Origin of the sequence: Marinobacter mobilis (genome assembly GCF_900106945.1) — a bacterium.
GTDB classification, from domain to species: Bacteria; Pseudomonadota; Gammaproteobacteria; order Pseudomonadales; family Oleiphilaceae; genus Marinobacter; species Marinobacter mobilis.
Window position 1 is genome coordinate 15,835 of sequence record NZ_FNNE01000004.1, and the last position, 13,829, is coordinate 29,663.

The following is a 13,829-nucleotide window of genomic DNA, read 5'->3' on the forward strand; positions in this document are numbered from 1 at the left end:
CCAACAAACGGCGATGACAGGCCCCTTTCCCCATAGAGACACCGCAACCCTCAACAGTTTAGTACAAATGTACAACAACCAAAATTTATACGACGATCAGGCTGACGGTGATGAGGCTTTCCGGTAGCGCCCGAGTCGAAGAAACCACCGGTCAGATCTTGGGCGAATCCAGGTTGGACGCTGTTGGTATTGAGAGCGCTGTGAACAGGGGCATGACCAGCTCTACCAGAGCGTGAGCTCCTGGTGTTCAGCAGAAGGAGGGTGCCGGTAACGGCCCGGAATGGAGCGGGTGAAGGGAATCGAACCCTCGTATGCAGCTTGGGAAGCTGCCGTTCTACCATTGAACTACACCCGCTGAACGACACGCACCCGTAGGTGTCGGCAAGACTATAGAGCCCGCCACAGAAACTGGCAAGCGCGTTTTACCGCGCGCGCGAATCCACAATTGTTCACCGGGATTGCCGCCACTAACCTCTGCGGGTGTGCGATACTTTCAGCTGAGTCCCCTTCCGGGGCGCATCGGCCTGTAGCGACGCATGCTGACTCCGGAAATCCGCCCTTGCCCCGGAATACCGGCTGCCCGACCAACCGCTGGAGACTGAATGGATTTCACGCTCATCCTCATTGCTGCCCTGATGCTGGTCATCAGCATCGTACTCAGCCCGCTGTCCAGCCGGCTGGGCATGCCGGTGCTGCTGATTTTCCTGATTGTGGGCATGATGATGGGCGAGGACGGTGCCGGCGGGATCCGCTTCGACAATTTCGAATTGGCCTTCCTGGTCGGCAACCTGGCGCTGGCGGTCATCCTCCTTGACGGCGGTATGCGCACCCGGGCAGACACCTTCCGGGTTGGCCTCAAGCCCGCCCTGATGCTGGCCACGGTGGGGGTATTCATCACCGCCGCCGGGGCGGCCCTGATTGCTCATTGGGTATTCGACCTGCACTGGATGACCGCGTTCCTGCTGGGCGCGATCATTTCCTCCACCGACGCCGCTGCCGTGTTTTCATTGCTGCAGGGGCGCGGGCTGCACCTGAACGAACGGGTCAGCGCCACCCTGGAGATCGAGTCCGGCAGTAACGACCCGATGGCCATTTTCCTCACCATGATGCTGGTGACTATGGTGGAAACCCGTGAAGCCAGTGCCGGTTGGCAGGTGGCCTCGATCCTGGTTCAGCAATTCGGCATCGGCACGCTGATGGGCGTCGCCGGCGGCTACCTGGTGGTCGCGCTGGTCAACCGCATTCCGCTCACGCCGTCGCTGTATCCGTTACTGGTGGTTGCTTCCGGACTGGCCATCTTTGCCGCCACTAACGCCCTTCAGGGCAGCGGCTTTCTCGCGATATACCTGACCGGAGTGATGATCGGCAATCGCCATGTGCGAATGTTGCCGATGATCCTGCAGGTGCATGACGGCCTCGCCTGGTTGGCTCAGCTCTGCCTGTTCCTGATCCTGGGTCTGCTGGTGAACCCTTCCGAGCTGCTGCCGCTGACCGCCGGTGCCCTGTTGCTGGCCTCCACACTGATTTTTGTGATCCGCCCGCTCGCGGTGATCGGCACCCTGTGGCCATTCGGTTTCAACCGGCGCGAGCTCGGGTTCATCAGCTGGGTCGGTCTGCGGGGGGCAGTACCGATCGTGCTGGCCCTGTTCCCGGTGATGGCCAACCTGCCGGAGGCCCGGCTGCTGTTCCATATCGCCTTCTTCATCGTCCTGGTGTCGCTGCTGATCCAGGGCACCACCATGGCGCCACTGGCCCGTAAGCTGAAGCTGGAAGTACCCGCCGGCGATGATCCTTACCGGCGCATGCCACTGGATGTCAGCGCCGCCGGTGATCACGAACTGATGCTGTTTCCGTTGCGGGGAGAGCCCTGGCGCGACAGCCGGCCGCTGCAGCAGCTCAAGTTGCCGCCCAACACCGCCATTGCCGGGGTCTTCCGCGAGCGCTTGTGCCTGCAACCGGTGCCGGAGCTGATGGTCAGCACGGGCGATGTCATTGCCATTTTTGCGGTACCCGATCTGTTACCGGAACTCGGCAAGTCACTCAGTGGCCGGCAGCCGCCACGGCATTTGGCAGAACGGGCCTTTTTCGGGGATTTCGTGCTCAATGGCGATGCCTTGCTCGGGGATGTGGAGCAGGTCTATGGCATCGAGTTTGATGAACTGCCCCCTGAACTGTCACTGGCCGACTGCTTTGCCCGGCGCACCCGGGGCCATCCGGTGGTGGGCGACAAGGTGCTGCTGGGACCGGTCACCCTGGTGGCGAGGGCAACCGATGTTGATCGGGTCACCATGGTGGGCCTGAAAATGACCGATCAAGAAACTTAACATTTTGACGACACGACAATATTCGTTATGACGACTGTCTGTGCTATAAAAAGTTCCACTCCCTGATTAATGATTAGTAAGGATTGGTTTTGCGTCCGTACCACCTGCTGCTGTCTATCGCACTGCCGTTACTGCTGATTCTGGCCCCACAAGGACAGGCCTCGGAACTGGCACTGGCGACCACTACCATGGACGACATGCCGTCCATCAGTGAGGTTCTGGTGCGCAAGCAGGAACGCCGGCTCTACCTGATGGCCGGAGAAGATGTGATCCGCAGCTATCGCATTTCCCTGGGCGACAATCCCGTGGGCCACAAGCTTTACGAAGGCGACGAACGCACCCCGGAAGGCCGCTATACCCTGGACTGGCGCAACGCCAACAGCGACTTCTACAAGTCGATTCACATTTCCTACCCCAACACCCGAGACCGTGAGCTGGCCCGCGCCTGGGGTCTCGACCCCGGTGGCAGCATCATGATCCACGGTCTGCCCAATGAGGCCGGCGACTATGCCTTCGCCTACCGCGGCCTCGACTGGACGAACGGCTGCATTGCGGTCAGCAACGACGAAATGGATGAAATCTGGCAACTGGTCGCCGACGGCACCCCCATCCAGATTGTGCCCTGACGCCTTCAGCTCCTCATGCATTCGTCATTTTTTGACGACTTCGCGGGTTAACATTTTTTAAGTTGTTGTCGAACCGTGAAAACTTTTGTCGATACTTAGTTAACATTATCGCTGATTGTGTTTTAAACTAATTCACGATTCCGGTTGTCGAAGCCACCCGCGCACGAAATAACTGGATGTTGGCTAAAGAAGCTTCTGCTCCACAGGAAGTAAATCGACTCAATAAAGAGGATTTGATATGCGTAAGTTGACCATCGCTGGAATTGCCCTGGCCACTGCTATGACTGCTGGTTGTGCGTCCAACCAGGCTGCTATTGACGAAGCAAGTGCAAACGCTGCTTCCGCTGAGCAGACTGCCGGCAACGCAATGGAAACTGCTAACCAGGCTATCAGCGCTGCACGTTCTGCACAGCAGACCGCTGAAGAAGCACTGGCCGCTGCACAGGCTGCTCAGCGTTCCGCTGACGAAGCCAACGAGCGCGCTCGTCGTATGCTGGAGCAAGCCAGCCAGAAGTAATGAGTCTTCTGACTTATGGAAAACCGGTCTCCGTGACCGGTTTTTTTTCGTCGGTTATTCGGCGTCTTGGCCCGGTTTGCCCCCGGCCTTGCGGAACGCCTCCAGCAGATCCATTGGCAGCGGGAACACAATGGTCGACGTATTGTTGGTGCTCATATCCGCCAGAGTCTGCATGTAGCGAAGCTGCATCGCCCCCGAGTTGGTGGACATGATTTCCGCCGCCTCCACCAGTTTCTTCGACGCCTGCAGCTCCCCCTCTGCGTGGATGACCTTGGCACGCCGTTCCCTTTCCGCCTCAGCCTGACGGGCAATGGCCCGAATCATCGTTTCATTCAGGTCGACGTGCTTGATCTCAACATTGGCCACCTTGATCCCCCATTCCTCGGTCTGGGCGTCAATAATCTCCTGCAGGTCAGAGTTTATCTTGTCCCGCTCCGCCAGCATTTCGTCGAGATCATGCTTGCCCAGCACCGAGCGCAAGGTGGTCTGGGCCAGCTGACTGGTGGCGTTGGTAAAGTTTTCCACCCGAATGATTGCCCGTTCAGGGTCCACCACCCGGAAGTACAGTACCGCGTTGACCCGCACGGTGACGTTATCCCTGGAAATCACATCCTGACTGGGTACATCCATGGTAATGACCCGCAGATCCACCCTCACCAACTGCTGAATGCCAGGGATGATGATGATCAACCCTGGTCCCTTGACCCCCTGGAAGCGGCCAAGGAAGAACACTACGCCACGCTCGTATTCCGGCAGGATCCTGATTGCCGAACCAATGATCAACACCAGCACCACAGTGGGTGCCACATAGGGAATCAGATCACCAATCATATTACCTCCTTCCCTTGCTCGATTTAGTCGTCCCCGTTGTCACCTTGGGGCACCGCACGGACCCGAACGGTGAGACCTTCAACCGCCAGCACTTGCAGCACTTCACCCGCATGAATTGGCGTGGCGCTGACCGCGTTCCAGCGCTCCCCACTGAGCCGGACATGACCACGGTACTCGCCTTCGGAATCATGAAACCGGTCCAGCGCCTCGGCCTTCTCAAACCCCATCTGCTCCCGGCCGCTGACCGGATGATGTCGCCGCAGGCTCATCAGCCGCAGCACGGTCCACAGAATGAAGCCTGCAGCCACCAGCGCAATGCCACCGATGGTCGGTATCGATATATCACTGTGACTGCCGTCCATCAGGATGATCGAGCCGGTCACGAAGGCGATAATGCCGCCGATACCGAGTATGCCAAAGCTGGGCATGAACGCCTCGCCGACAATAAAGGCCAGCCCCAGCAGGATCAGCGCCAGCCCGGCATAGTTGACGGACAGCACCTGGAAGGCGAATAACGCCAGGATCAGACAGATAGCGCCAATCACGCCCGGCACGATGGCGCCGGGGTTGGACAGCTCGAAGATGATGCCGTAGAAACCGATGATCATCAGGAAGTAGGCCACGTTAGGGTCGGTGATCACCGCCAGCAGGCGAGTACGCCAGTCCGCTTCCAGGTGCACCAGTTCCAGGTCTTGGGTCTGCAGCGTGCGGTCCCCGGAGGCCAGACGCACCACATGACCGTCCAGCTGGGCCAGCAGGTTCTGCAGGTTACTTGCCACCAGATCAATGACATTCTGCTCCAGCGCCTGCTCCGCGCCCAGGTTCACCGCCTCCCGCACGGCCTCTTCGGCCCAGTCGGCGTTACGGCCGTGGCGGTCGGCAAGACCGCGGATATAACTGACCGCGTCCTCCAACACCTTGCGCTCCATAGCAGTGCCGCCCCGGCGCTTGCTGTCCTCTGCGGCGGTATCATCGGAGGCGGAATCGGATTCGGCGTCAGGCTCAGGTTCCGGCTCGCTGGACCCTGGCAATCCGCCCATCTGTACCGGTGTCGCCGAGCCCAAATGGGTTGCGGGCGCCATAGCGGCGACGTGACTGCCGTAAAGGATATAGGTGCCGGCACTGGCGGCACGGGCCCCTTCCGGCGCGACATAGGAGATGACAGGAACGTCAGCGGCGAGGATCGCCTTGATGATGGTACGCATGGACTCCATCAGGCCGCCCGGGGTATCGATCTGCAGCACCAGCAGCTCGGCACCCTGCTCTTCAGCGCTGCGAATGCCTCGCACCACGTAGTCCATGGTGGCGGGCCCGATGGCGCCATCGATGGTCAGCACCAGGCCAGAACGGCCCTCAGCCCCGGCATCCCGGATCGTGCTGCCAAAGGCAAGCAGCAGCAGAGCAATGACAGGCAACAGGAGGGCGAAGCCGCGTCGGTAAAGGCGGGAACGGATGGATAGTCTGGGTTCGGTAACCAACATGCCGTCTCCCCGGATCAAGTCCTGGTGAGCCCAGCCGTGGCGTTATGGCGTGGCCCGCTAGAACAGGCGGGCAAGCACGCCCACGGGCAACCGCTTGAGCACAAACCCCAGCGGCGTCCATGGCCAGCCCGGCACGTAGAGCTCAGGCTTTTCAGATTCGATGGCCTTGACCATGGCTGCACAGCCGGTCCGGGCATCGACGATAAACGGTGTGTTCTTCACTTTTTCATTGATCGCAGTACGAATATAGCCCGGATACAGGGTCGTCACCCGTATCGGTGAGCGTTTTTTCGCCAATTCCACCCGCAATCCTTCCGACAGTGCCGCCAGCCCCGCCTTGGTGGCCGCATACGTGGTCACATTGCCCGGCATACCCCGTACCGCGGTCACGGAGGAAACCACCACCAAGTGGCCCTTGTTCTGGGCCCGGAAAATTTCCATGGCGGCTTCCATCTGCGCCAGTGCCGCCACAAAATTGGTTTCTGCGGTCTGCAGGTTAGCCCGGAACTTGCCGGCTCCCAGAGGCTGCCCCTTTCCGATACCTGCGTTCACAATGATGCGGTCCAGCTGGCCAAAGTCGTCACGGAAGGCTTGGAACACCTCAAACACCTGGTCGTGATTGTTGACGTCCAGGGCCCGCACTTTCACGGTAAGACCCGGATGACTGCCCTCAAGTTCCTCACGCAGTTGCTCCAGCCGCTCGGTGCGGCGGGCACACAGCGCCAGATTGCAGCCACGGTTGGCAAATTCCCGTGCCATACCTTCGCCGAGGCCAGAGCTGGCGCCGGTAATAAGAACTGTCTGAGTCATGGGTCTTCCTCGTCTGCGCCCGGATCAGAACCAGAGCTGCAGGAAATGATTGTTTTCGCCGGAGTTGGCACTGGCATCGGCTTCGCCCCCATCGGCGGCGACCTGGGCCAGCTGTTCTCCGATCATGCGCGGAATCCCATCCGCCTGATCAACCGCCAGCTCTACCGCCTGCCGCTGGATCTCCACCCCGGGAAGCTCCTCCCGCAATTGCTCCAGACGGGCCGACACCTGCTGCCACAGGGCATTGCGATCACTGTCGGTATAGTCTTCTTCGGAGCGGTGCACTTCCAGCCAGACTTCACGACCGTTCAGACCCACCTTGACCGGCTGATTGACCACCTGAACCGATGTGCCCTTGGCGACCGAAAACGCCAGCCCGGCAATGTCCTCGTTGTACATACGGAAACAGCCGTGACTGACCTGCATGCCAACCCCAAAGCCCTTGTTGGTGCCATGAATCAGATAACCGGCCTCGCTCAGGGCCAGGGCGTGGGTCCCCAGCGGGTTGTCCGGCCCCGGGGGAATCATCCGGGGCAGGTAGTCACCACTGGCGGCGTATTCGGCGCGGATGCTCGCCGGAGGGTACCAGGCGGGCGATTCCAGGCGCATGGTGACTTTGGCATCGGTCAGCGGCGACGGGTTGTCATCCGTGCCCACCCCCACCGGATAGACCTCAACACCTCCGTCGCGGAAGTAATACAACCGGTATTCCGCCAAGTTGACGACAATGCCCTCGCGCCGGGTTTCCGGCATCACGTAGTGACGGGGCAGGGTGATCAGCGTGCCGTCCCCCGGTAACCAGGGATCGATGCCAGGATTGGCCTTGACCAGTTCCAGGTAGCCCAGACTCAGCCGGCTTCCCAGCTGGGCGAAGGTATCCTCGTAACGGGTATGGAAAACGGACAGGTCACCGGCCAGGTCACCGTTCAGCGGTAACAGCGGAACCCGGGCCCCACGATCGCCTTCCGTTTCCTCCGCGGCCACCGGCGGCAACTCCGGCTCAGCGCCGGCAAAACCCACCATTGATGTCATCAGAAGGGCACTGGCAGCCAGCCAGCGCCAGCCCGTCACCCGGTTGTTCACATTCATCATCATTCATCCAGCGCGCATCGCGCTACTCACTCTTGCAAACCGGGACACACATATCCCCACTCAGGCCGCAGCCCACACAGTCCAAAGGGTCACCACCGCCAAAATCATAAACAAGACACTGGCGCCCACCCTGGCGGTTGCCATGGGCATGCGATCCATCAACCATTTACCCGCCATGATAACCGGCACATTGGCTGCTAGCATACCAACCGTTGTACCGACAATCACCCAGAAGGTATCGCTGAACCGGGCTGCCAGGACCACGGTGGCAATCTGGGTCTTGTCGCCAATTTCCGCCAGGAAGAACAGGATCGTGGTTGCGGCAAACGCTCCCAGCCCCAGAAATCCTGACTCATCGCTGTCATCCTTGTCGGGTATCAGCAACCACAGCCCGATGGCAATAAAGCTGCCCGCCAGCAACCACGGTAGCCAGGCTTCGGGAATCCATGCAGCAATCCACGCACCCAGCCAGGCCGACAGCGCGTGGTTGACCAGGGTCGCCAGCAGAATACCGAGAATAATCGGGGTACGCTGAGTAAAACGGCTGATCAGGAATAGGGATAACAGCTGGGTCTTGTCACCGATCTCGGCGATAAATACGGCAACAGAAGAAGCAAGAAAAGCGTCCATCAAGGGATCTCCGGGGCAGATTTTTGACATGAGACAGTGCCATCCTCCGCCCCTGGGAGATGGTACTGTCCCAGGTCTTGCCAATCTCCGCCATGAGCGGAAGGACGTGATGGCCATGGAGTTGAGCTCCAAGTGTGTTGACCACCACCCATCAGCGAGCGCTGATGGAGGCTACTCCCCCGAGAGTGGCGCCAGTATACTCGCAACCCGCCCGTTTCGACAATCATCGCGGCATTCGCAGAACCGGCACCAGGGCAATCAGAACCAGTCCCGCGACCAGCCACCAGGCCGTATGGAATGCCGACAGTGCCGGTACCGGGCCGACGTGGTCACCATACTCCAGGGTCAACGCAACCAGGTTAATGCCGAAGGCGCCACCCAGCTGGCGGGAAAAGTTAATGATGCTGGACCCTGCACCCAGCTCCTCAACTTCCAGCGGATTGAGGGCGGCGGTGGAGAGCGCCGGCAGCATGAAACCAAGGCCAATGCGGCCGATGACCGCCCAGATCGCGAGCCAGACAAACCCCAGGCTCAGGTCCGATACTGCAAACAGCACCGCAGAAAGGCCAAAGGCTACGATGCCGTATAGCGTCAGCGAACGGGCACTGAACCGGTCTGCCAGGCGCCCGGCAATGGGAAAGGTGATCCCCAGGGCAATCCCCGCCGGGAGCATCAGCAGGCCGGCATCGGAAGCCGAGAACTGCAGGGCGGTCTGGACAAACAGCGGAATCAGGTAGGTGGATCCGTAGAGTGCCAGCCCCAGGGCCAGAGCCCCTAGATTGGCGTAAAGAAAGGACGACCGCCGCATCAGCTGAACTCGCAGCAACGGATGCCGCGCTCGGCGCTGCCGGCGACCAAACAGCGTCACCATGAGGGCCGCGCCGAGAGACTCCACCACAATGGTTAGCCACTGGCCGTCGGCGGCCTGCAGCCGATTGAGCGCGTCCAGCCCAAGCAGCAGCGCCCCCCCCAGATACAGCAGTCCGGGCAGATCAAACGGGTAGGGAGCAGGGCGTTGTACAGGAACAGGCAGAAACTTCCAGGCCATGAAGACCCCCAGCAAGGTTACCGGGGCCGGCGCAAACATAACGTAACGCCAGTCAAAATGATCCACCAAAAAACCGCCCAGCACCGGCCCCAGAGCGGGCGCCAGGATCACTCCCATGCCATAGATGCCCATGGCCTGGCCCCGACGATCACGGGGGAAGATGCGGAAAATCAGGTACATCGCCATCGGCTGCATCAGACCGGCGAGCGCCCCCTGGGCAACCCGGGCGGTGATCAGCGCCTCTGTGCTGGGACTGAACCCACCCAACACCGAAACCCCGCTGAACAGCAGCATGGCGCAGCCCAGCGCCATGCGTACACCAAAATGCTCCAGCAACCAGGTGGATGCCAGCATGGTGGTGGTCATGGCAGCGATATAGCCGGTGGCAAGCCAATGGGCGGTGCCCTGGCGAATATCGAATTCGGCCATGATATCCGGCAGTGCCACGTTGATCACCGTGGCACTCAACACCGTCGCCATGGTCCCAAGCATAACGGTGGTTACCGCCAGCCAGCGCCAGCCGTCACCATACCGTGCCCTGAGTGCCTCAACGGTGTTGTTACTCAAGCTGGCTCCCTGATGCCCTCAGGCGCTGCGGGGTGAGCGGATGAAAGATTACTTCTGGCTGTCGCCGTTGACCATGATCTTCTGGAACACCTTGAGGGCGCAGGCGATTTCGTCATCGCTGATGCCCTCAAGCATCTCCTCTCGCAGCGCCTGGGCGCGGGCGTTGAGATCGTCCATGAAGCGCTCGCCATCTTCAGTCAGGAACAGACGGCGGGCCCGACGATCATTCTGGCAGGGACGACGTTCGATCAGGCTCTGCTCTTCCAGGCTGTCAAGCAGCCGGACCAGCGTCGGATTCTCAATCGCCATCAGGCTGGCGAGTTCGCGCTGGGTCAGCCCTTCGCCACCTTTCTGCAGGTAGACCATGGTGGTCCAGCGCGCCTGAGTGACACCAAGATCCTTCAGACGTTCATCCAACAGTTTGCGCCAGCGGCGGGTGACACGGGCCACAGCAAAAGGAAACTGGTCTCTCATTACTCGTACTCCACAACAACAGGAGCCCCGGGCTCCCATAAAAAAGTAAGCCCAGATAACAGGATGGGCACATCGAGGTTTGGTAATAGCTAATAGTAAGCTAATGACTGATTAGAACCTAGAACTGCATGCACAAACCCTATCAGTGGAAACCGAAAGAGGACAGGGTGTAACGTGCGTCCAGGCCATGGGCTGCAAGCAGTTAACATTGTTTTACATTAAGGTGACGTAACACACCGGCGCAGGGCAAAGCTGCTAACATGGCCGAAAATCCGGAGTATTCCCCGGCCCGATTCGCCAAATCGAAGAGCTGAGCAACATGAAAAAAACGGAGTGGCCCATCCGCTGGGACTTGCTGCTGCGCTATCGCCTGATTGAGATCATTGCGCTTTGGGAAGGCAGGCTGACCACCAATCATATCTGCCACAGTTTCGGGATCGGGCGCCAACAGGCCTCCAAGGACATCAACACTTACCTGCGGGAAGTGGCGCCGGGCAATCTGGTCTATGATCGCCATCTCAAAGGTTATGTTCCCGCCAGCGATTTCAGCCCCTCAGTGACCCAGGGCCATGCCAGCGAATACCTGGAACTGGTCTGCCGTCACCAGAGCCTGAGCCAGACCGTTGAAAACCTCGACATCGAGCTGCCCAACAGCCAGATGCTCCGGCATCCGCTGCCGCTGGCCCGCCCCGAGGTAGTGCGTCCGTTGATTGCAGCCTGCCGCCAGGGTCGCCAGCTGAAAGCGGTGTATCTGTCCATGGACAACCCGCAACCGGAACAATGCCTGCTTGAGCCCCACACCCTGATTTGCAGTGACCGCGGCTGGCATGTCCGGGCCTGGTGCCATAACCAGCAGAACTTCCGCGATTTCCTGGTCAGCCATTTCCGTGCGCCGATCAGCCTGCTGCCTGAACGGGCCAGCCACAGCCAGCTCCAGGATCAGCACTGGAACCGCACAGTCACCGTGATTTTTCAGCCCAACCCCCGCCTAAACAGCCACCAGCGGGCGCTGATTGCCGATGACTACCACATGCGCAACGAACGCCTCGAGCTCAGCGTGCGGGCTGCGCTGATGCCCCACCTGCTGCGGCAGATGGGGCTTGGCCACGAAAACAGCGATCCGCTGGCCCAGCCACTGGCCCTGGTCAGCGACGAGGCTACTCAGGCACTGTCTGGCCAGAGTCCGCAAGCGGCCGCCTGCCTCTGACCGGAAGCACGTCCGTGCTCAGCGTCCCCCGGCACGCCACTGCTCGATCTCTGCCGCCCAGGCCCGGGCACGGTCACCCCGGTTATTGAGAGCCAGTCCTACACGCTGAACCTCGGGGTGATCGAAGGTCAGCACCAGGTTATAACGGTGACGGCTGGCTTCAAGCTCCTGCTCCGTCACCTCAACCCCGGTCAGTGCGGTCGCGTCGACAATGGTGTACCTCTGTGGCCAGACAATCGCCAATTGCCGGCGGCTGTCATCGGCCACCACCAGCACATTGGAGCGCCATTGCCGGGACACCTCAAAGCCCTTCTCGGTCAGCGCCTGCAGAGTTCGGTCGGTGCGGGTTTTCTGGTACCAGATGACCCCCACGGCCATAACCACCACCACAAGCACCACCCATAATCCATGACTCATCGTCTACAATGCTCCTTCACGGTTCCCTCGACACAACCACTGACTGTACCATCATGACTCGCCTCACCAACACCTGGAACATTGGCCTTGTCCTGCTCGCTCTGTCAGTGCCGGCCGCCGCGTGCGATGGTGTGTACCGGTCAATCACCGACATCCAGGGTTCCGGGTCTCAGTCCCCGCAAATCGGCGAGCGGGTGTCTGTCCGCGGTGTGATCACCCTCGACGCCCGCGGTGACCAGGGCCTCGGCGGCTTCTTCCTTCAGCAACCCGAGCATGACACCGACGCCTCCAGCGCGCTGTTCATCTACACCCGTCTGCGCGACGGGGCCGTTGGCGAGGAGGTAGCCGTCACCGGGACCGTGACCGAATACCACGGACTCACCGAGCTGACCGCGGTGGATTCGATCAAGACCTGCGGCCCGGCGTCACTGCCGCCACCGGTATCCGTCCAGTTGCCACTGAATGAGGCACAGCGCGAGTCTCTGGAAGGCATGCGCATTGCCCTCAGCCAGCCGCTGCAGATCATTGATCACCACCAGCTGGCTGACTTCGGCACCCTCACACTGGCCCCGCAACAACAAACCGTCCCGACCCAGCTGCTCCCCCCGGGTGACGAAGCCTGGATACTGGAACAACGGCAACAGCTGCTGCGGCTGATTCTCGATGACGGTCGCAGCCAACGCGGCCCAGTGCCAACGCCCTATCCCGATGGCGGCCTGAGCCGGCAAACCAATTTTCGCACCGGCACTGTGGTCACCGGACTCGACGGCATCCTCGACTACCGCTATCAGCACTGGCGCCTGCAACCTCTGGCAGCCCCCCGTTTCGAGCCCACCAACCCACGACCACAGGCTCCGGCACAAGGTATCAACAGCAACCTGAGGTTGATGACCCTGAATCTGGGTAACTATTTCAATGGCGAGCAGGGGACGTTCACCACCAGCCGCGGCGCCCGTAACCGCCAGCAATGGCTGCGCCAAACCCGCCATCTGGTGGCCGCCATTGAGCAGAGCCAGGCGGACGTACTGGCTGCCAGCGAACTGGAGAACGATGGCTATGGATCGGATAGCGCCATCGCCAGCCTCGCCGAGGCACTTGGTGCACCGTGGCGTTATGTGATTCCTGCCAGCCGTGATCCCGGAGTGGCTATTACCGTGGGCTTTCTGTATCGGGCAGACCGGGTACGCACGGTAGGGCCCGCGTTGCGACCGCCTGCCGAACAATGGCCGGGACTGGGACGGCGGCCATTGCTGCAACAGTTCCAGCCGCTTTCCGGCGGTGAAACCGTGCGGCTGGTGCTGGCCCACTTCAAGTCCAAACACTGCCGCAATGCCCGCGGCGCAGACCGCGATCAGCACGACGGCCAGGGCTGCTTTGCCAACCGTCGTACGGAGCAGGCCGACGCTCTGACACGATGGTTGGCGACCCTGCCCGCACAGGCTATTGCCGGTACCCTGGTAACCGGAGATCTCAACAGCTATGCCCGCGAGTGGCCCATTCAACGTCTGCGCGACAAGGGCTTTCGGGACCTGATCAACGACACCACTGACGCGCCCGCGGCCAGCTACCGCTATCAGGGTCGCCGCGGCACCCTCGATTACAGCCTGGCCGATCGCGCGCTGGCCGACCATATAGTAGCCGCCCGGATCTGGGCCATTAATGCCGACGAACCCCGCGCGCTGGACTTTCGTGCCCCCGCAGCTGTGTCAGCCGAACCCATCGCCCCTTGGCGCAGCTCCGATCACGACCCGTTGATCACCGATCTGCAGCTCTGAGAGCAGAGCACACTTGCCCTCGTAACCTCC

At 60.7% G+C, this 13,829-nt stretch carries 13 protein-coding genes and 1 tRNA gene; 5 read left to right on the plus strand and 9 right to left on the minus strand.

The annotated features are described in order from the left end of the window. Positions 1 to 281: 281 nt before the first annotated feature. Positions 282 to 355 (minus strand) — tRNA-Gly (locus BLV11_RS07065). A gap of 247 nt (positions 356 to 602) precedes the next feature. Between BLV11_RS07065 and BLV11_RS07070 the strand changes: the two genes are divergently transcribed. The 3 genes from BLV11_RS07070 to BLV11_RS07080 all read left to right on the plus strand — a co-directional run bounded on the left by BLV11_RS07070 (position 603) and on the right by BLV11_RS07080 (position 3,467). Next, on the plus strand, positions 603 to 2,324 hold the full coding sequence (locus BLV11_RS07070) for a potassium/proton antiporter (protein WP_091812277.1): 1,722 nt from the start codon (positions 603 to 605) through the stop codon (positions 2,322 to 2,324). A 104-nt stretch (positions 2,325 to 2,428) separates the two neighbouring features. Continuing rightward, positions 2,429 to 2,950 carry a L,D-transpeptidase family protein gene (locus BLV11_RS07075; protein WP_175528313.1) on the plus strand — a complete coding sequence of 174 codons (522 nt, stop codon included), beginning with the start codon at positions 2,429 to 2,431 and terminating at the stop codon, positions 2,948 to 2,950. Between the two features lie 238 nt (positions 2,951 to 3,188). Further along, the gene (locus BLV11_RS07080) at positions 3,189 to 3,467 is read left to right on the plus strand and encodes an Lpp/OprI family alanine-zipper lipoprotein (RefSeq protein WP_091812278.1); all 279 of its coding nucleotides are present in this window, start codon (positions 3,189 to 3,191) and stop codon (positions 3,465 to 3,467) included. A gap of 54 nt (positions 3,468 to 3,521) precedes the next feature. Here the strand turns inward: BLV11_RS07080 and BLV11_RS07085 are convergent, their stop codons facing one another. The 7 genes from BLV11_RS07085 to slyA form a co-directional block, all read right to left on the minus strand. Continuing rightward, positions 3,522 to 4,298 (minus strand): slipin family protein, encoded by a 777-nt coding sequence (locus BLV11_RS07085; RefSeq protein ID WP_091812279.1) that lies wholly within the window; start codon positions 4,296 to 4,298, stop codon positions 3,522 to 3,524. Positions 4,299 to 4,321: 23 nt separating this feature from the next. Then, positions 4,322 to 5,779 carry an NfeD family protein gene (locus tag BLV11_RS07090; RefSeq protein ID WP_091812280.1) on the minus strand — a complete coding sequence of 486 codons (1,458 nt, stop codon included), beginning with the start codon at positions 5,777 to 5,779 and terminating at the stop codon, positions 4,322 to 4,324. A gap of 57 nt (positions 5,780 to 5,836) precedes the next feature. Continuing rightward, a complete protein-coding gene (locus tag BLV11_RS07095; protein WP_091812281.1) occupies positions 5,837 to 6,589 on the minus strand; it encodes an SDR family oxidoreductase in 753 nt (250 codons plus the stop codon). Positions 6,590 to 6,613: 24 nt separating this feature from the next. Beyond that, a complete protein-coding gene (locus BLV11_RS07100; RefSeq protein ID WP_425433822.1) occupies positions 6,614 to 7,684 on the minus strand; it encodes a L,D-transpeptidase family protein in 1,071 nt (356 codons plus the stop codon). A gap of 57 nt (positions 7,685 to 7,741) precedes the next feature. Beyond that, the gene (locus tag BLV11_RS07105; protein ID WP_091812282.1) at positions 7,742 to 8,311 is read right to left on the minus strand and encodes a TMEM165/GDT1 family protein; all 570 of its coding nucleotides are present in this window, start codon (positions 8,309 to 8,311) and stop codon (positions 7,742 to 7,744) included. A 223-nt stretch (positions 8,312 to 8,534) separates the two neighbouring features. Next, positions 8,535 to 9,926, minus strand: coding sequence for a DHA2 family efflux MFS transporter permease subunit (locus tag BLV11_RS07110; RefSeq protein WP_091812283.1), 1,392 nt, complete (start codon positions 9,924 to 9,926; stop codon positions 8,535 to 8,537). 48 nt (positions 9,927 to 9,974) lie between these two features. Beyond that, complete coding sequence (gene slyA / locus BLV11_RS07115) at positions 9,975 to 10,400, minus strand: transcriptional regulator SlyA (RefSeq protein ID WP_091812284.1); 426 nt, start codon at positions 10,398 to 10,400, stop codon at positions 9,975 to 9,977. A gap of 319 nt (positions 10,401 to 10,719) precedes the next feature. Here slyA and BLV11_RS07120 point away from each other — a divergent pair, with 319 nt between their 5' ends. Next, complete coding sequence (locus BLV11_RS07120) at positions 10,720 to 11,607, plus strand: BrxR family helix-turn-helix transcriptional regulator (protein ID WP_091812285.1); 888 nt, start codon at positions 10,720 to 10,722, stop codon at positions 11,605 to 11,607. Positions 11,608 to 11,625: 18 nt separating this feature from the next. Here BLV11_RS07120 and BLV11_RS07125 read toward each other — a convergent pair whose 3' ends face one another. Next, a complete protein-coding gene (locus BLV11_RS07125; protein WP_091812286.1) occupies positions 11,626 to 12,024 on the minus strand; it encodes a hypothetical protein in 399 nt (132 codons plus the stop codon). Between the two features lie 53 nt (positions 12,025 to 12,077). On the opposite strand from BLV11_RS07125, the gene BLV11_RS07130 reads away from it, so the two are divergent. Beyond that, the gene (locus tag BLV11_RS07130; protein WP_175528305.1) at positions 12,078 to 13,799 is read left to right on the plus strand and encodes an ExeM/NucH family extracellular endonuclease; all 1,722 of its coding nucleotides are present in this window, start codon (positions 12,078 to 12,080) and stop codon (positions 13,797 to 13,799) included. The last annotated feature ends 30 nt before the right edge of the window (positions 13,800 to 13,829 follow it).